General features: G+C 40.8%; 17 protein-coding genes and 3 pseudogenes (1 of these 20 only partly in view). 14 read left to right on the top strand and 6 right to left on the bottom strand.

Annotation, left to right across the window (positions count from 1 at the left end; all coding sequences use genetic code 11):
- Nucleotides 1-57 precede the first annotated feature (57 nt).
- Entirely contained in the window at nt 58-453 is a 396-nt protein-coding gene (locus CKO50_RS24535; protein ID WP_255229494.1) for a hypothetical protein, read from the top strand.
- Nucleotides 454-799: 346 nt separating this feature from the next.
- Nucleotides 800-1,048, top strand: a complete 249-nt coding sequence (locus CKO50_RS08430) for a hypothetical protein (RefSeq protein ID WP_255229493.1) — start codon at nt 800-802, stop codon at nt 1,046-1,048.
- A gap of 488 nt (nt 1,049-1,536) precedes the next feature.
- Here CKO50_RS08430 and CKO50_RS08420 read toward each other — a convergent pair whose 3' ends face one another.
- Nucleotides 1,537-1,848: an MgtC/SapB family protein gene (locus CKO50_RS08420; RefSeq protein ID WP_255229492.1), complete on the bottom strand. Its 312-nt coding sequence runs from the start codon at nt 1,846-1,848 to the stop codon at nt 1,537-1,539.
- Nucleotides 1,849-1,985: 137 nt separating this feature from the next.
- Between CKO50_RS08420 and CKO50_RS08415 the strand changes: the two genes are divergently transcribed.
- Nucleotides 1,986-2,144, top strand: a complete 159-nt coding sequence (locus CKO50_RS08415; RefSeq protein WP_010369885.1) for a YqaE/Pmp3 family membrane protein — start codon at nt 1,986-1,988, stop codon at nt 2,142-2,144.
- A gap of 45 nt (nt 2,145-2,189) precedes the next feature.
- On the opposite strand, the gene CKO50_RS08410 is transcribed toward CKO50_RS08415, so the two are convergent.
- Nucleotides 2,190-2,795 (bottom strand): LysE family translocator, encoded by a 606-nt coding sequence (locus CKO50_RS08410; RefSeq protein WP_095727790.1) that lies wholly within the window; start codon nt 2,793-2,795, stop codon nt 2,190-2,192.
- 218 nt (nt 2,796-3,013) lie between these two features.
- Between CKO50_RS08410 and CKO50_RS08405 the strand changes: the two genes are divergently transcribed.
- Together CKO50_RS08405 and CKO50_RS08400 are read left to right on the top strand one after the other, a co-directional pair.
- Complete coding sequence (locus CKO50_RS08405; RefSeq protein ID WP_095727789.1) at nt 3,014-4,366, top strand: YncE family protein; 1,353 nt, start codon at nt 3,014-3,016, stop codon at nt 4,364-4,366.
- 96 nt (nt 4,367-4,462) lie between these two features.
- On the top strand, nt 4,463-4,915 hold the full coding sequence (locus CKO50_RS08400; protein WP_095727788.1) for a GNAT family N-acetyltransferase: 453 nt from the start codon (nt 4,463-4,465) through the stop codon (nt 4,913-4,915).
- A 12-nt stretch (nt 4,916-4,927) separates the two neighbouring features.
- Here CKO50_RS08400 and corA read toward each other — a convergent pair whose 3' ends face one another.
- The 3 genes from corA to CKO50_RS08380 all read right to left on the bottom strand — a co-directional run bounded on the left by corA (nt 4,928) and on the right by CKO50_RS08380 (nt 7,940).
- Nucleotides 4,928-5,884: a magnesium/cobalt transporter CorA gene (gene corA / locus CKO50_RS08395; protein WP_010603700.1), complete on the bottom strand. Its 957-nt coding sequence runs from the start codon at nt 5,882-5,884 to the stop codon at nt 4,928-4,930.
- Nucleotides 5,885-5,969: 85 nt separating this feature from the next.
- Entirely contained in the window at nt 5,970-6,461 is a 492-nt protein-coding gene (locus tag CKO50_RS08390; RefSeq protein WP_095727787.1) for a GNAT family N-acetyltransferase, read from the bottom strand.
- A 618-nt stretch (nt 6,462-7,079) separates the two neighbouring features.
- Nucleotides 7,080-7,940, bottom strand: a complete 861-nt coding sequence (locus tag CKO50_RS08380; RefSeq protein WP_095727786.1) for an alpha/beta fold hydrolase — start codon at nt 7,938-7,940, stop codon at nt 7,080-7,082.
- Between the two features lie 781 nt (nt 7,941-8,721).
- Between CKO50_RS08380 and CKO50_RS08375 the strand changes: the two genes are divergently transcribed.
- From CKO50_RS08375 to CKO50_RS08335, 9 genes and pseudogenes are all read left to right on the top strand, one after another.
- Complete coding sequence (locus tag CKO50_RS08375; protein ID WP_095727785.1) at nt 8,722-9,597, top strand: helix-turn-helix domain-containing protein; 876 nt, start codon at nt 8,722-8,724, stop codon at nt 9,595-9,597.
- Nucleotides 9,598-9,868: 271 nt separating this feature from the next.
- A pseudogene (locus tag CKO50_RS08370) lies at nt 9,869-10,135 on the top strand (helix-turn-helix domain-containing protein); the annotation flags it as partial.
- Between the two features lie 156 nt (nt 10,136-10,291).
- Nucleotides 10,292-10,912: a hypothetical protein gene (locus tag CKO50_RS08365; protein WP_095727783.1), complete on the top strand. Its 621-nt coding sequence runs from the start codon at nt 10,292-10,294 to the stop codon at nt 10,910-10,912.
- Nucleotides 10,913-11,136: 224 nt separating this feature from the next.
- Nucleotides 11,137-12,000 carry a helix-turn-helix domain-containing protein gene (locus tag CKO50_RS08360; protein ID WP_095727782.1) on the top strand — a complete coding sequence of 288 codons (864 nt, stop codon included), beginning with the start codon at nt 11,137-11,139 and terminating at the stop codon, nt 11,998-12,000.
- Between the two features lie 45 nt (nt 12,001-12,045).
- Nucleotides 12,046-12,912: a helix-turn-helix domain-containing protein gene (locus CKO50_RS08355; protein WP_095727781.1), complete on the top strand. Its 867-nt coding sequence runs from the start codon at nt 12,046-12,048 to the stop codon at nt 12,910-12,912.
- Between the two features lie 528 nt (nt 12,913-13,440).
- Entirely contained in the window at nt 13,441-13,818 is a 378-nt protein-coding gene (locus tag CKO50_RS08350; RefSeq protein ID WP_095727780.1) for a hypothetical protein, read from the top strand.
- Between the two features lie 401 nt (nt 13,819-14,219).
- Nucleotides 14,220-15,461 carry an AAA family ATPase gene (locus CKO50_RS08345; RefSeq protein ID WP_176474631.1) on the top strand — a complete coding sequence of 414 codons (1,242 nt, stop codon included), beginning with the start codon at nt 14,220-14,222 and terminating at the stop codon, nt 15,459-15,461.
- Between the two features lie 155 nt (nt 15,462-15,616).
- A pseudogene (locus CKO50_RS08340) lies at nt 15,617-15,872 on the top strand (type II toxin-antitoxin system Phd/YefM family antitoxin).
- A pseudogene (locus CKO50_RS08335) lies at nt 15,865-16,133 on the top strand (Txe/YoeB family addiction module toxin). Before CKO50_RS08340 ends, CKO50_RS08335 begins: the two co-directional pseudogenes overlap by 8 nt.
- Nucleotides 16,134-16,429: 296 nt before the next feature.
- Here CKO50_RS08335 and CKO50_RS08330 read toward each other — a convergent pair.
- Nucleotides 16,430-17,398: the 3' portion of a transposase gene (locus tag CKO50_RS08330; protein WP_095727778.1), read on the bottom strand. It continues 9 nt past the right edge of the window; the window shows 969 of its 978 coding nt (coding positions 10-978); its start codon lies off the right edge, out of view; the stop codon is at nt 16,430-16,432.

Here is a 17,398-nt window from a genome sequence, read left to right as displayed (position 1 = left end):
CAAAGTAAGCGATTAGATAGAGTTGCGTTAGGTTCATGTTTCAAAACCAAAGGAAATATGCCAGAAGCGCTCGCCAAGTTAATTGGCCAACAACCGGATCTGTTTCTTTGGTTAGGAGACAATATCTACGCAGATACCACTGATATGGCAGTGATGCGCCAGAAGTACGATGATAAAAAGAACAATAGTGAATATCGCAAGTTTTTAGAGGCTAAGATCCCTGTGATGGCGACTTGGGCTGAAATGCCAGCGCAAAGAGAGCGCTTGCTGAGGTTAGTACAAAAGGCGGTGAACGAAGGTAAGACTAAAGCCGTTGTATTTTTGTCTGGCGATCAACATTGGGGAGAGCTTCTGCAAAAGACAATTCCCGCAAGCAGCACATATGGTCAAGCAGTTAACGTCTACGAAGTGATGGCATCGGGGTTTGGTCAAAACTGGCCTTATCATAATTGAAAACCCATTACGGTTACCTATTTACGCAGATGACAAAGGGGATGGCAATTTTGCTAAAGTAACCTGAGGTTTGGATAAGAAATGAGCTAACTAATTGTTTTTAAACATACATTAAATTATTTCCTTATCTAGCCAGAGAGTTTTAGGGATAACTAGACGAATTTACGCACCAATAGCTGGCTATTGGAAGTGAATTCAACGCAGTTAGCGCTAAAACTGGCTGCTAGAAAGGCATTAATTATCCGAAGCTCAGGTTAAAGTATGTCAATTACTATTCAAATATGCAGGTGCAACCTATCAAGGTTGTATCACGCGAGACAACGATAAACCTTGGTGTTATACCCAAGTGGATGATAACCAAAACGGTATCGAAGGTGAGAGGGGCAACTGTGCGCCAGCAGGTGCCAGTACTCCAAGCGGACGAGTTGGTGCGATAAGCAAAGACATCGCAAAGTTGACAACATCTAACCGCCATTTGATTAATAAATCGGGAAGTAATTACGGCTTGATAGGCATTGATTGGCAAAATCGTGAGCTGAAAATATCTATCGAAACGGCAAGCGAGGAAGCGGTTTCGACTATCATTAAGTTTTGATGTTTCATTATCGGCTGGGCTTAGTGCTTAGCTGATAAGTAAGATAGTAACTCTTTGTAAACTATCGAAATAAAATGTATATTGCGTGCAATCTAGGAAGAAAGCAGGTAAACTGCTCTTCGGATAGTATCTCAGGCAAATTAAAAGGACGTTAATTTGAAATTTGTTATTTCACTTTTCCCCGCACTTTTTTTGACTAAATTAGTTTTTTATCTTACCGATTTTGAATATTTTTTATTCGAAGATCCCTTCGATTTCGGTAAATTGCTTATTGATATCAGCGTTTTTGGATTCTTTTATTTTATCGCTGTTTTAGTTTACGAGTACTTCTTCGGCGAAAAGTTAGAGCTCAAGCGTGAAGTCTCAAGCAAAAAAACGAAAGGTTCAACGTAAGTTTATTGAGAACTCGAAAGCTTTTTACAAGTCTCTAATAAGCGAAACACCAAAAACCCGAACGCGCTTGGTACAATTGCGATTTCATATCGTTGTTATGCGCTTAAGCTCCCTATTGCCCCGGTCAACCAAATACCTGCAGCGGTTGTTGTGCCATGTGTGGAGTTATCGTTTTTCACAATTGAGCTGCCACCAATAAAACTGATCCCAGTAATGACACCGTACATTACTCTTGCTTGCGCTTCATTTGACTCAAAGGCATCCACATCTGACTCAAACATCCGTGACTCAAAGACATCTATACTTGTTAAGATAAATGCACAACAGGAAATAGTGAGTAATGGGAATGTTCTTAGCCCAGCGCTATCGGATCGACTTTCTTGATTTTTTGCTAAAAGTGATACCAAATGAGTGCAAAATTAAGATTAATTCAATCTGGCATTTTTTATCTCCTATACTGTTATTGGGTTAATGCGAAAGGCATTCCTTTGAGTTGGCATAACCCATGCTACATGAAAGCGTCTATAACTTTTAGGAGAGAACAATGGATTTATTGAGGATCATAATTGCAATATTGCTTCCACCACTCGGTGTATTTTTACAAGTCGGTCTTGGCGGGGCTTTTTGGTTAAATATTTTGCTGACATTGTTGGGTTATATACCAGGAATTGTACATGCAGTGTGGGTGATCGCCCGTCGGTAAAAAGAGGACAACAAGTAACAATAACACGGTAATCTTTGCAGAGAATTATCCTGCAAAGATCTCCAGCACGATAGGCATTACAGACAGTACAAGTAATGCAGCCATCACAAAATTAAACCATCTACGACTTTGCTCATTTTTTAACACGTACTTGAGTGATGAGCCAAACACCAACCAGATCCCAACACAAGGAAATGACACCAACAGAAAGACAATGGTGATCATCAAGTTTTGACTCATGAAGTCTGCGTCAGCGGAGGTATAAGTTGAAATAGCACCTATTGCCACAATCCATGCTTTTGCGTTTACCCACTGAAATAGCGCGCCTTTTAAAAACGAAAAAGGTTGAGGGCTTGAGTCTGCATCAGTCGTGGGTGAAGACATCGCGACAAGGTAGGCAAGGTATAGAAGATAAATGACGCCAATGCACTTTAAAATAAAGTGCAAACTAGGAAATAGCTCAAAAAGCTGCGCAAAACCCAAGCCGACCAGCAACAGCATGATCGAAAAGCCCACACAAATACCGCTTAACAGGGGGATGCTTCTCTGTAAGCCAAAATTAACGCCAGACGTCATTACCATAATATTGTTTGGCCCGGGCGTTACGGAAGACGCAATAGCAAATAAAGTGATAGCAACCAAATAGTCCATTAAGTAGTCCTTTTTATATAGCCGGAGTGTTACATCAAGGCATTTGTTATCTTGAGAGTGTCTTTTGTCTGGTAATGCCAAGTGGATTTCATACTTCACTATTGGGTTTGCGCGCAAAATAGTCAATAGGTGATTAGTCGAGGTGTTGTTTTTGGTTTTGTTATAAGATAACATATTTAAAGTTATGGTATAACATAAATAAAAATAGGATCTCTCTCATGGTATTAAAAGGTAAACTTTTGGCAGTTGCCATTTCCGCAATTCTTCTTTCTGCATGTGGTGGTACTGAGCACACAATTGTAAAAGTAGACCCGCCAGCACAAGATAATGGCAATGATGACGATGGTCATGATGATCATGATCATGGAGATGCGATCACAGACGCAAATGGTCGCCTGTTAGTCACTAGCGCAGAAAGTAACGTTGTGAATGTGTACTCAACGGCGGATAAATCACTTATCGACTCGATTGGCGTTACACACTATCCAAAATATGTATATAGCTCTGAAAATCACCGCTTTGCTGTCTTGGTACAACGTGACCAAGGTTTAGTGGAGTTTATTGACGGTGGTTTATATGAAGAGGAGCATGGCGACCATCACCATACTCACGAAGAGTCGCCTGCACTTGCTTCGTTCCATTTAGAATCAGTGAAGCCAACACACGTGACTGTCGGTGAGTCTGGTATTACTGTGTTCTCAGATGGCGACAAAGACAGCCAACAAAATGCCAGTGCCGCGATGTTTAGTGAAGCGCATATTAGCGGCGAGCAAAGCGAAGTCGCTGCATTACATTACGACACTTACATGCACGGTGCGGCGCAAGCTCGAGGCGAATTTCTAATTAGCACGATCAGAGACCCTCAAACCGAAACTTCTCTACCCTCGCAAATTGGTTTGTATCATGCGCATGGTGACCATTTTCATCAAGAGCAGGTATTTAACGTAAGCTGTCCAGCACTTCACGGCAGCGCACAAAATGAAGAAGCAGTGGCATTTGGTTGTGGTGATGGTGTTGCGGTTATCACTCAGCAAGGTGAAAGCTTTAGTGCAGTAAAACTAGCTAATCCAGATTACTTTGCTGACGGGCAGCGAATTGGCACCCTCAAAGGCCACCACGATGCAGAACAATTTATCGCATCAGCAGGTAATGATGTGCTGATGGTTGACCCAGAGCATGGCCATATCGAAAAGCTTGAATGGCAAGTAAGTGATAACTATCGCATCGCGAGCTTTGGATTTAGCTTTGCGGGTGAGCATGTTGTGGTGATGGATACCGCAGGTAAACTCAGCATTTTTGCCGGTCATGAGCATGATGGTGAACACCATTTTGAAGCTGCAGGTGAAGTACAAGTAAGTGATGCTGATTTAACTACGATGCCAGAAGGTCACGGCTTTCAAATTACATTTTCTCATTCAGAGCAAGCGGTATATGTGAGCGACCCAATCGCAAAACAAATTAAAAAGTTTGATTTAGAAGAAGCCAAACTGGTAGACACATTTGAGCTAGATTACGTACCAGAAAAACTAGTATGGCTTGGTATTGCAGCAGAGGAGTCTCACGACCATTAATACTTAACCTCATGTAGTCCCTGACAATTTTTAACACTGTAGATAGTGGCTTTGCCACCTTAGTTAAGCTAAGGTGGCTTTTTTTAAGGAAAAAATATGATAGTTAGACCAGCCACCATCAACGACTTAACCACTCTTCTAGACCTAGAACAGCAAGTGGTTGAAGCAGAGCGTCCGTATAACGCAGCAATCAAATCGCAAGACGCCAAATACTATGATTTTGAGAAATTACTCACTTGTTCGAATACGTTAGTGGTTGTTGGTGAAGTATCAGAGCAAATAGTGGCAACAGGGTATGTGCAGATAAGAGCATCTAAACAGCAGCTACAGCACACGCAGCATGGTTATCTTGGGTTTATGTATGTAACACCTGAGCATCGTGGTAAAGGTTTGAATCAAGCGATCATGGAGCACTTAATCGCTTGGTGTAAAACCCAAAACGTCAACGACTTCTACCTTGATGTATACAGTAGTAATGCCGCAGCAATTCGCGCTTATGAAAAAGCGGGATTTACACCTTGCCTGCTTGAAATGAAGCTACACCTCTAGATTAACCAAAGTTTACAGCCAACCTTTGTGTTTAAAGAATAAATAAGGCGCAAAACCAGAGAGCAGCATAATAGCAATGGCAAAAGGATAGCCCCAAGCCCAGTTTAGCTCTGGCATATTATTAAAATTCATTCCATACACACTGGCAACCACAGTGGGTGGCAAAAATACGACAGAGGCAATGGAGAAGGTTTTAATAATTTGGTTCTGTTCGATATTGATAAAACCCTGCGTAGAATCCATCAAAAAATTCACTTTATCGAAGAGAAAGGCACAGTGCGACATTAGCGTTTCGATATCTCGTGTGACTTCCCGTAGCGTTTCTCGCTCCTCAGATTGCACCCCCACATGACGCATTAAAAACGAGATATTGCGCTGCGTGTCCATCAAACATAAGCGCACTTTACCGTTAGCATCTTCTAGTCTTGAAATACGACTAACAGCTTCTTCTAGATCTGAGTCTTCTTCCTCAAGTACATAGGCACTGAGCTTTTCAAGCTGGTGGTGCATATCCTCAAGCATATCCGCGTGGTTTTCGACTTTTTGGTCGAATAAAGTCACTAACAGCTGTTTTGGGTTATCGCACGCCACTTGCCCTTTGCGCGCACGCAGTCGCAGCAACCTAAAATCCGCAAGCTCGTCATCACGAATGGTTAATAAGCAGTTTTTTTGTAATAAGCAGGCCACGGTCACCGTATTAAAACGCCCGTCATTGGGAGACATAAATAAAGCGTGTACATGCAGACCTTCGCTGTCGATAAAACAGCGCGAAGAGGCCTCAATTTCCTCTACATCATCCGCACCAGGAAGGGTAATATTTAGCGTGTTTGCTAGAGCAACTCGCTCCTCCTCAGTGGGATTAATAGTATCTATCCAATGGGCGTTTTTGATTGCTATTTCAATCGGGGTGTCGGCGCTTGGTTCCATTTCGGAAATTACACCGTGTTCAATCGAAAAAAACCTCAGCATCTCATTACTCTACACGACGACTCTTTGGCAAAGTATAAGAGTGAATGTATTAATCAACAATGACAATCCAAGGATTATCCGCAGATTATTCAGCTTGATAGGTGTAGATATTACGCGCCGCAACCGAGTTATTCATAATTGTTGTGTAATTAGCAACCAATTTAAAGCCATGGCGCTGAAATAAATGATTCACTGCTAAGGCATCTACTCGACAACGAGTGTGGATAGGTTGGCGAGTAGCGGCTAAGGTGTCTTGTAGTAATTGCTTGCCAATTCCTTTGCCGCGAATATTCGCATCAACCATAAAGTTCGAAATATACAGGCCTGACGTAAGATCAAAGCGCGCTTTATCTTTAAAATGCGCGATTGGCACTAGCGACAAACTGCCTATAAGTTGCTGTGTTGAGTCATCAAAAATAACACGTACTTCGCCTTCTTCGATTTCCTTTTCCATAAGCAAGCGAATGGCTGCTTGGTCTATTTCTTCATTGCGTGGCGGCGCTGAAAAGGTCGCGATGTATAGCTCAGTAAGCTGCTCAACAATATCGCAGGTTGGGGTAGAGATTATTTCAATCATGCAGATACGCTCCGTGTTTTTGGATCAGCTTGATAACTTTCGAGTAAGTGCTCAATATTACGTTTAAACAACTCGCTGGCATGTTCTGTTAGTACCGTATTTTTCGCTATCGCATGGCCTAGATACAAGTTGTATAGCTCGTACGCCGCGCACTGTGCATCAAGCTCAGGATGAAAAATACCGCTTTCTATCCCTTGCACGATTTTATGCTTAATATAGCTAAATAATCGGTTATGTTGCTCGGTAACTTTGGTATGAATAGGGCTGTCTGTATGGCAATTAAATTCAACCAACGCTTTGATAAACGGGCAAGTTGAATGTGGCTCATTAAATAGTTCACGAGTCCAGTCTGCCCAAATAGAAAAGAGCATTTTGAGTTGTACAAGGGGATCTTGGTGTCGTGCCGGTGCGACGACATGCAACATAAATTGATCTTCACAGTAATCGAGGATCGCCAACTGCATATCTTCTTTACTGTCAAAATGCGAGATAAGCCNAAAAAAAGCCACAAAGCTTTGCCATGGAACCAATCGTGACTTCTATTAAGCCATATTGGCTACTAAAGCGCATACCTTGTTCTAAAATGGTTTGTCTCGTTCTCTCGCCTTTATTCATCACTTATGCAGTTATTCTTTGAGTAATACGTTGAATAACGCCAGTATCGCCTAAAATGCGGCGATGTCCAAGGCCTGAGGTTTGGATTAAACGCTCAGGAGTGGCAGCGATAAGCGACTCTACGTGTTCAAATGGCGCAAATCTGTCCTCGGTATCGTGAATAAATGTCGGCTTAAACTTAATTACACCGTCGTGGAATTTATCTCGGATCAAATGCCAATGCGTGCCATATCTTGTGGTGATAGCGCCTAACACTTGGTGCAGCATTTTTTCAGAAATACCCGCTCGCGCAACGCGCTCAAACATCAGCTCAAAAAACTGCACGGGAGTTGCAACATTTATAACCACACGATTTTCTAGGCGATAATCCGGTAAGTTCATCAGCGCCACAGCGCCCATAGAATGCCCCACCAAAGCCACGATATCATGGCGATCGGCTTCTAGCTTCTCAATCAGGGTATCCAGTGCTTCAACAAAAGCCAGCAAATGGGCTTGCTTACCATGAGATTGTCCATGACCAACATGATCAATCGCCACAACGCAAAATCCCGCTGCTACGAGTTCAGGGATCAAAGTATCAAAGCAACTGCTGTTATCGGCCCAACCATGACTTAACACAACGGTCTTCGGACCAAGGCCAAACACGTTTACATGAACGCGACCAAGCGAGGTAAGAATATTGAACTCACCATTGGGTTTTTTATTTTTAAACTGATACTGACGCTTACCATGCGGGCTCATCAGTAATACCTGACCTAACCTCGAAGTAATAGGTGGCGCAAGCGTGCACATAAGCCCTGTGACCCCCCGACTTATCTTGGTAATAAGCGAGCCGTCTTTGTCATTAAAGTAGCTGAATTTCATCCTGACCTCTAAAAAAGAACACTTGTACTTTTATTAAAATAGAACAACTGTACTTTTTTGTAAAGCATAACAATCACCTTTTAATATTGCAGCTGGTTTACCCAGCGATACACCTCCTCGTAGGATCTGGTTCACCCAGCGACACACCCCGCGTAGGAGCTGGTTTACCCAGCGATACACCTCCGCGTAGGAGCTGGTTTACCCAGCGATACACCTCGCGTAGGAGCTGGTTTACCCAGCGATACACCTCCGCGTAGGAGCTGGTTTACCCAGCGATACACCTCCTCGTAGGATCTGGTTCACCCAGCGATCTTTATGAGGCACCAACCGCTGCACAAAGCACTTTATACTGACTCCACAAGCGATACACCTCGCGTAGGAGCTGGTTTACTCAGCGATACACCTCCGCGTAGGAGCAAGTTTACCCAGTGATACACCCCGCGTAGGAGCTGGTTCACCCAGCGATACACCTCCGCGTAGGAGCTGGTTTACCCAGCGATACACCTCCGCGTAGGAGCTGGTTTACCCAGCGATCTTTTTAAAACGCCGGCTGCGGATTACTCACGGCTATGAGGGGCATACCCTCAATAAGGTTTGTCTTTAAAGAGCGGTTAAACGTGAAAAACGATGAAAATGTTTCAAATTACGTAAAGTTGGTGAAGTATTGAGTGTTTTATTGTTTTTTCATTGCAATTTATCGAGAGAAGCTTGTCTTTATATTTAACTAAATGTAATGTTTGGGTTAATTTCAAGGGAGCTAACGTAAAACAATGGTGGACAGATGCAAACGCCAGAGGAATATGAGGTAAGCCAGCGGATAGGTAGGTTAATACTTGGGTTAAAGCGTACCAGAGGTATGACCCGAGAAGATGTCTGTAAACGTTTAGGTATAGGCTCACGAACGTTAGACAATTATTTAAACGGAGTGAGCTCATTTAAACTTGGGACATTGTTAAAGTTTGCGGATCTTTGCAAGGTAAAGCTGGCTGATATTTTGGATGATACCGACGCGCTGAAGCGCTTGTATCCTGAGAATTTTAAAGACAAAGGCAATATCTTTTTACTATTTATGAGTTCTATTGTCAGCGTTTTAGTATTTGAAGTTATCTTCATTGCACTACTGATCTTGTTATTTTTTTATGCGCGTAATGACAAGAATAGCCAAAGCATTGTTGCAATTTTTATATTTGCTTTTTCGTTAGAAATCGCCGTTGTTTACTGGCTTAAATTTGTATTGATCCCAGCTATTGAAAGCTATTACATTGAAAATATCTATGCTTTTGCGACTCAATTTTTACTGAGTTTACTGCTGGCGTTAATGATCAAATACAGAATGTTTTTAGGTGCGTGGTTTACCAAAGGGAATTCAGCCAGCATTTTTGAGAAGAACCAAGTAGATGCGCCGCTTTATGCACTCGCATGTACGTTAGCTTTGATTGATTTTGCCGCATTGATGGAAAACTTTATCCGTAACCTAGAGCATTTAGGTATAGATGAAGAAGTTGCCAAACCATTTTGGGAGCTGACCTTTATGTTTGATTACTTTGCTTATATAAAGGCCGTGCCTTATCTGCTCTGCATGTTTGTTTTATACGCAGGAATAACAGCGCGCCGTAAGCAGGTTTTAAATAAAGCAAATGCTGCGCCTACACAATAATGTGAAGATTTTCACATAAAAATAGAGAAGTCTGTGTGTTTTTAATTATTGATTTTAATGGTCTGCAAAACAACAAATAAGCAGGTTTAGTGAGGGTTGCTTGAATCAATTGATACCAAAAATTCAAATATAATGATAAGTTTGTTTCTGTTTTGGGTTATTTTGCGAGTGTGCACCTAAAAATAGTACTGTCATCTACTTGTCTTTACATTTAACTGGATGTAAACTTTTGGTTAACTTGGTTGGGGTGATTGAGAGATATGGTGGGGCGATGCAGACGCCAGAAGAATACGAGGTAAGCCAACGTATCGGCCGATTGATACGGGGGCTAAAGCGCAAAAAAGGGATGACCCGAGAAGAGGTTAGCCGGCGTTTAGGTGTGGGTGACAGGACCCTTGATAACTATTTAAATGGCTCTAGCTCCTTTAAGCTTGGGACATTGCTTCGGTTTGCTGAAATCTGTAAAGTAAAGTTATCAGATATTTTAGAAGATACAGATAAGCTCTCTGGCCTGTATGGAGAAAAAAGTGAGGAAAAGAACAATGAAGGCTGCACAGAAAAAGCCAATAAAAATAGTCCTTAGTCGCTCTTTGTGCAAGCAAATTTATGGTTCTGGAGCATCAAAAGGTGGCGGGACGAAAGATCAACAAGTACAAGCGGAAGCAAATAACTCAAGTGGTTAGGATGATATAATATGAGAAGTCTATTTAGTTTATCGTTATTAACAAGTATGGTAGCTGTGGTGCTCGCTTATGTTGCTAAAGCTACTGTTATTGAGCCAATCGTTTGCGTATCCCTCTTTATATTAGTTTTTTCTTCCCGAAAAGACGAAAATAGTCTGCTGTTAACGCTTATTTTTGCAGTCGTTTTTGTGCTAGAAGTTCTTGTCGCATTTGGGTTGAAGTATATGGTTTTTCCGGCTGTAGAAAGTTATTACTATGAAAATATCTACGCTTTTTCAATTCAACTCATTTTGAGTTTGCTCCTGTTGTTTTTGCTTAGGCACAGAATGACGATTTCAGTGATACTTACGCGAGGAAAATCAGCCTCAGTCTTCGAGAAAAATTACGCTGAGGGTCCGCTATACTTTTTAGTGATTATTTCGGCTCTAGTTGACTTTTTAGCTTTAATGGAAAACTTTCTTCGTAATTTAGAACGTTTAGGAGTCAATGAGGAAACCGCGAAATTATTCTGGGAGTTTACATTCTTCTATGATTATTTTGAATACCTTAAAGCTGTCCCTATGTTATTGTGCGTACTTCTTTTATACGTAGGCTTGATTGTTAGGACAAAGAGGCAGCCAATCCAAAATTAGCTAAATTTTATGTAAACGCAGTAGCTTTCGAATACTGCGTTTCAATTTTATATTGCAAACACCCGCCACAGTTAGAAAACATGAGCATTTTATTCTCCTAGTTATGTTTCAACCTCAATACCTATGCTGCTCTCATCTATTTAGAACATGTACTTGTCTTCATATTAAACAGAATGTAATGTTTGGGTTAATTTGGTGTTTTGATTAAAGGGAAAAACGGGGCGATGCAAACGCCAGAAGAGTACGAAGTAAGCCAGCGTATAGGACTACTAATAAAGGGCCTTAAGCATAAACGCGGGATGTCGCGAGAAGATATATGCCGCCACCTCGGGATTGGCATGCGAACACTAGACAACTACCTTAATGGCGTTAGTTCCTTCAAGCTTGGTACGTTAATGAAGTTTGCTGACCTCTGCAGAGTTAAACTCGCTGATATTTTGGATGATACCGAAGCGCTCTCACGACTGTATCCTGACAATATGAAGGACAAAAGCAGTATTCTTACATTGCTTTTGGGTTCTCTTGCTTCCGTTATGCTCTTTGAATCCGTTTTCTTAGTTTTACTAATTTTACTGCTTTGCTACTCACATAAAGATAAAAATAATCAATGCATAGTTGCTATTTTTGTTGTGGTCTACGTGCTAACTAATATAGGTGGCTACTGGCTAAACTATGTCGTTTTTCCTGCAGCTGAAAACTATTATATGCAAAATGTATATGCATTTTCACAGCACCTATCATTAAGTCTGTTACTACTCTTTCTGCTCAAGTACAGGTTGATGTTCTCGGTATTGGTTACTCGCGGAAAATCGGCAGCTGTTTTCGAAAAAAGCCTTATTGAAGCTCCTCTCTACTTTTTGGCTACGCTGCTAGTTGCTATAGACTTTTTGGCGTTAATGGAGAACTTTATTCGTAATCTGGAACGATTAGGAATCGACGAGGAGAAAGCTAAAATATTCTGGGAGTTAACCTTTTTTTACGATTACTTTAGGTATCTTAAGGCCGTACCATTATTACTCAGTTTAGTACTCCTCTATGCAGGAATACTCGCACGGAAAAGAAATACGCAGCAGCCCCAAAGCGCGTAATAATAAGTCGATAAGTAAATCACGGAATAAGGAAATGGTAGGTCGATGCAAACGCCAGAAGAGTACGAAGTAAGCCAGCGCATAGGGCTGCTAATAAAAGGTCTAAAGCATAAACGCGGGATGTCTCGAGAAGATATATGCCGCCACCTCGGGATTGGCATGCGAACGCTAGACAACTATCTCAATGGTGTTAGCTCTTTTAAGCTTGGCACGTTAATGAAGTTTGCTGACTTATGTAGAGTCAAACTCGCTGATATTTTAGATGATACCGAAGCGCTCTCACGATTGTATCCAGACAATATGAAGGACAAAGGCAGTATTCTTACGCTTATCTTGGGTTCGGCTTTTGGCGTAATTATTTTTGAGTCCATTTTATTTATCTTATTGTTGGTTTTGTTCTTTTACTCTTACAAAGACAAAAATAGTCAGCTACTGACGTTATGTTTTGCAGTGCCTTACTTTCTTGCAGTTGTAGCGATATACATGCTTCGCATCGCGATCTTCCCTGTTGTGGAAAGCTACTTTATAGAAAATATATTTGCGTTTTCAATTCAGTTTTCTCTCAGCCTACTGTTGCTCTTTTTACTCAAGCATCGTATCGAGATAGCTATTATTTTAACTCGGGGAAAGTCGGCTTCTGTCTTTGAAAAAAACTATGCTGAAGGGCCATTATATTTCCTAGCAATTGTTTTAGCTTTCGTAGACTTTCTGGCATTGATGGAAAACTTTCTCCGTAACCTAGATAGAATGGGTATAAACGAAGAAACCGCAAAGGTATTCTGGGAAGTAACCTTTTTTTATGACTATTTTGCTTACTTAAAATCAGTGCCTATGTTGCTGTGTGTCGCAGTACTTTATATCGGTTATATCGCACGTAATCAAGTATCAAGATCGGCTGAACATGTTGAGTAATAATGGTAGTATCTGATGTCGATTATACTGATTTTTCGTTTATGAGTTGCTGCTATAGTTTGGTCTCCTCAACCCTTTGAGGATAGCGTTAAATCATAGATTACTTTGCAAAAGCACACAAAATCGTCTGCTGTGGGTGTCAGTGATTTTTCGGCTCAATTTTTAGGAGTTAAATTGAAGCGTAGTTTACAGTTTAAGATTCATTTGGCTCTACTCGTAGCCTGTATTATAGGTTTTCAATTTCATAGGGGTACGATTGATAACTTCTTTACTAACCCTTTTTATATCGGTTCAATGCTTGTTGGTGTTTTACTTGTGTTAAAAGCTATTTTTTACTCGTGCCAAAAGTGCCGAAGAAATCAAGTAATACTGGGGTGGTATAGGTATAGGTTGCCTAAAGAAAGGTGTTATAATTGCGGTCATAACATTGACAATAGTCGCTCCTAATAAATTAACGAAATAGGGGGCGCAACAGTAGGTTTGTGCTTTTTTAGTATAAAATCAGAAAAACTGGATAAGTTTAGCTTTATGGAAAAGTTTTGTATCTCAATTATTTCACTGTGTCTTGCTCTTGGTGGTGTCACTCATATTTTTGACAATGTATACTTTGGACTTCTACCATATAAGTTTGCACCAAATTGGGTGAATTTATACTGGACATCCCTTGGTGTTATTGATTTTTTAGCTATTTATATTCTGCTAAAGAATAGAAATCTGGGGATAATTTTAACTTTGATAATAATGATAAGTGACGTAGTTATTAATTCAGCGGCTTACTATTCTATGCAAGTTATTAAAGACCCTATAGCATTGCAGCTACAAACACTTTTTCTCGGCTTTTGTCTTGGCGCGTGCATGTGGTTATGGAAAAGCAATAGCAGTAACTCTGTTTCGCCTGTTACTTAACATATATGTTCTTTCTAAAGAACAGCAAAAAAACAAAAATAAGTGAAAACAAAAAGAAAAAATAAAAAAATAAGTGACACCCATTACTATTAACATCAAAGCTGAGGAAGCAGAACTAACGTGGGCACCCACCATAACTAACACTACAGAACGAAGGGTATCAGCTTAAGGTTATGACACCCAGCCATATTTGAAATTTGTGGGTGTCAGTAATTTTTCTCGCAGACAAGTTATAACTCGTTTTTTCAGGTAATTCGTATGTTGAATGACAATGTTTGACTGGTAATTTGCTAAAATTATTAAATAAAGTTTCTTGAATATTGCGATTTTTCTCTTGTGGATAAGTGAGATATTAAAGAATTTATACTAATGAGCTGTTAAATTTCTAAAGGAGCATCAAGTTGGCAAATGGAAGTTTTGGTCTCGATAACGAGGCTTTAATTATTAAAAGTGGTATAAGAAATGTTTTTACGCCTCATATTCCGATTGACGAAATATCTCATTTTTTTGGGCGTGAAGATGAAGCAACAAGATTAGTCAGCGTTATTAATTCTCCCGGCCAGCATATCCTTCTTTACGGTGATCGCGGTGTTGGGAAAACATCTCTTGCGAAAACTACTTGTAAACTAATTTTACATAAACTTCAGCGCGGGCATTTTTTTGAGAAACGTTGTGATTCTGGAGATAGTTTCTCTTCTATTTTTGTTGAAGCACTTGAAAAATGTGGGATTGATTTGTCGTTCAGAGAAGCAACTCAAACGCATAATCAAGGTGGTGGCGCAGTATTAAATGCAGTTTTCGCAAAGGCTGACCTGTCCTCTAAAAGGGAAACAAAAACTACAATAGTAACCACATTTAAACCTGACTCTCCATCTTGGGTTGCGAATCACTTAAAGTCCCTTTCAGGAATTATGCTTATTGACGAAGCTGACGCACTTCAAGATGAATCCGATAAGAAAAAAATTGCAGAACTCATTAAATTGCTTAGCGATCATAAGTCCAATTTCAAATTGGTGGTGGTAGGTATAGCGGCTACTGGGGAAGAGTTAACAGCTGGTCATCCTTCAGTAGAAAGATGCTTAAAAGAAGTTTCATTGCAACGAATGTGCGACGAAGACCTAAAGAAAATAATTCTTAATGGCATGAATTCTTTAAATCTTCGCCCTGATGATAGCGTTGTCGAAAAGATAGTAGATATAAGTGCTGGATACCCCCACTTCACTCATTTAATTAGCTTAAAATGTGGTGAGGCTGCAATCGTTAGAGGCAATAAGCATATAACAAAAGATGTACTCAAAAGTGCACTCAATGAAGCGGTGAAGGATTCTGAGGGAGCATTACAAAGAATGCTTGAGTCTACACTTCGCGTATTAAACACTCCACAGGAGTATAAGTTCCTGCTTCTTACAGCTTCTTATTGTAATACACCTGAATTTCGTAGCTCTGAGTTAAGAGAAAAATTAAAAAGTAAATTTGGTGTCATCGTTGATTCGCAGACTTTAAGCCGAAGACTAACAAAATTAACCAAAGGGAGTGAAAAGACAATTCTGTATAAGCCCGCGAGGGGGTGCTTTCAATTCACAGATCCAAGAATGCCTAGCTTCTTAAAGATGGCTTTGAATGCTGATGATGACGTAATGTAACAAGCCACCACACTCGGAAATTTCACTTACTCCGCTCCCAAAATTCCGGTGAGCGGAGTGTTGGTTACCTTATCAATATTACATGCTCAACTTACTGTACAAGTAGAATGGTGAAGACTATACTTGTTCCATTAAATGTACATGTAGAGGTTCTTATGAGAATTGTATCTTTTACTGAAGCTAGAAATAGTCTTAAAGCTGTTCTAGACGGTGTAGTTAATGACGCAGATACAACAGTCATTACACGTCGTGACTCTGAGGATGCTGTGGTTATGTCTTTAGATTACTACAATAGCCTTATGGAGACTGTCCACTTACTACGCTCTCCTCAAAACGCTGAACACTNTAAATCGTTCGATTGCACAGTACCGTGCTGGTAAAACAACAGCACGAGAGTTAATTGATGAGTAGTAGTCAACGTTTACTGTCGTGGACTGATGACGCTTGGGATGACTATCTGTATTGGCAAACTCAAGACAAGAAAACACTCAAGCGCATCNAACAAACTCATCAATGATGTTAAGCGCTCCCCATTTGAGGGCATCGGTAAACCAGAGCCGTTGAAAGAGAGTTTATCTGGTTTTTGGTCTCGTCGTATTGATGACACTAACAGGCTTGTTTATGCAGTTGATGATCAAGCGATAACGATAATTTCNTCGTTACCACTACTAAATTAGAGGCGGCGATAATACAGCAAGTAAAAGAAGTGACACCCACCACTATTAACGTCAAAGCTGAGGAAGTGAAGTAAAATAAAAAATAAGTGACACCCATTACTATTAACATCAAAGCTGAGGAAGTGAAGTAAAAACGCATAAAATTACTTCAATCACTTTGGTCAAAAACGTTTATAGATAGACTAATTTTTAGCGCCCAAGCGTATCTCTACATCAAAACCGAGTTATCGTGCACGACAAAGCGCTGTAAATACAGAAGTAAGAAATTCTAGAGTTGAAAAGCTTGCTCTGCTAAGCCAACAAGCGCTCACAGTTTGTTAGGTTTGTCCGTCGTCGTTTTTGCAGTGTTTCACAGTAAGCGGTTATTGTTCGCTCTCGACCAACAGCACCGTGAAATACCCGAGAAAACTGCGTGGTGAGTTTTATCCAGTTCTCAGGGTCTATATTTAATCGAGTAAGAATGGGTTGCGCTTCGTTTATATAACCGGGTTTATCGACCCGAATGCATTTTCCCGTGAGCTCAATTAATTCAATATAGGACTTGAGTTCAAAGGGCAGGCCTTTAGGCATATGTTTTCGTGGGCTGCCAGCAAAGCGTAGTAGGCTTTTTGGTTGTTTGCCTAGCTTAGCGTGGTCGATGCGTTTTTTAATGCTGGTGTAGTCTGAGGTTTCAGGCGTTGCGGCGACTTTGGCTCTAATGGGGTTTAGGTCTACGTAGGCTAGACAAGCTGCCAATGCTGCCTCGTCTAGTAATGCTTGGGATTTGAATCGTCCCTCCCAAAAACGGCCTGTACAATTATCTTCTTTATTTGCTCGGCGGGCGATGTCTTCGTTAAGCACTCGCATAAACCAGCTAATATCTGCGAGCCTTTCTCTGTATTTGGCGACATGCTCATTGAGTATCAATTGTTCCGATTCATTGAGTGGCTCACCTTCAGTAAATTTTTGGCTTATCCAATTGCCTTTAAACAACTTGTGCCATCGAATAACAATCGCTTTATCAGACAGGCGCTTAGCCTTTTTATCATCAACATATAAAACAATGTGGGTGTGATTACTCATCACGGCATAAGCACAGACATCAATACAAAACACGGAGCCCAACATCAGGAGCTTTTCTTCAACCCAATCCCGGCGGTGTTCATATGATTTTCCGGTAAATTTATCTTCACCGCACAGAAAGGCGCGCCTTACGCAGCGGGAGATACAGTGGTAGTATTTGGTGTCGGTTAAACTGATCTGTCTTTTACGGGCTGTAGG

It is taken from the genome of Pseudoalteromonas sp. HM-SA03 (genome assembly GCF_002289345.1).
GTDB lineage: Bacteria > Pseudomonadota > Gammaproteobacteria > Enterobacterales > Alteromonadaceae > Pseudoalteromonas.
This window is presented reverse-complemented; position numbering and strand designations above follow the sequence as displayed.

Excerpts from the sequence above, each read along its gene's own strand:
- CKO50_RS08390 (WP_095727787.1), bottom strand. The coding sequence starts at position 6,461 with ATGATTGAAATAATCTCTACCCCAACCTGCGATATTGTTGAGCAGCTT.
- CKO50_RS08365 (WP_095727783.1), top strand. The coding sequence starts at position 10,292 with ATGAGAAGTCTATTTAGTTTATCGTTATTAACAAGTATGGTAGCTGTG.
- CKO50_RS24535 (WP_255229494.1), top strand. The coding sequence starts at position 58 with ATGCCAGAAGCGCTCGCCAAGTTAATTGGCCAACAACCGGATCTGTTT.
- CKO50_RS08360 (WP_095727782.1), top strand. The coding sequence starts at position 11,137 with ATGCAAACGCCAGAAGAGTACGAAGTAAGCCAGCGTATAGGACTACTA.
- CKO50_RS08380 (WP_095727786.1), bottom strand. The coding sequence starts at position 7,940 with ATGAAATTCAGCTACTTTAATGACAAAGACGGCTCGCTTATTACCAAG.
- CKO50_RS08350 (WP_095727780.1), top strand. The coding sequence starts at position 13,441 with ATGGAAAAGTTTTGTATCTCAATTATTTCACTGTGTCTTGCTCTTGGT.
- CKO50_RS08405 (WP_095727789.1), top strand. The coding sequence starts at position 3,014 with ATGGTATTAAAAGGTAAACTTTTGGCAGTTGCCATTTCCGCAATTCTT.
- CKO50_RS08355 (WP_095727781.1), top strand. The coding sequence starts at position 12,046 with ATGCAAACGCCAGAAGAGTACGAAGTAAGCCAGCGCATAGGGCTGCTA.
- corA (WP_010603700.1), bottom strand. The coding sequence starts at position 5,884 with ATGCTGAGGTTTTTTTCGATTGAACACGGTGTAATTTCCGAAATGGAA.
- CKO50_RS08410 (WP_095727790.1), bottom strand. The coding sequence starts at position 2,795 with ATGGACTATTTGGTTGCTATCACTTTATTTGCTATTGCGTCTTCCGTA.
- CKO50_RS08375 (WP_095727785.1), top strand. The coding sequence starts at position 8,722 with ATGCAAACGCCAGAGGAATATGAGGTAAGCCAGCGGATAGGTAGGTTA.
- CKO50_RS08400 (WP_095727788.1), top strand. The coding sequence starts at position 4,463 with ATGATAGTTAGACCAGCCACCATCAACGACTTAACCACTCTTCTAGAC.
- CKO50_RS08415 (WP_010369885.1), top strand. The coding sequence starts at position 1,986 with ATGGATTTATTGAGGATCATAATTGCAATATTGCTTCCACCACTCGGT.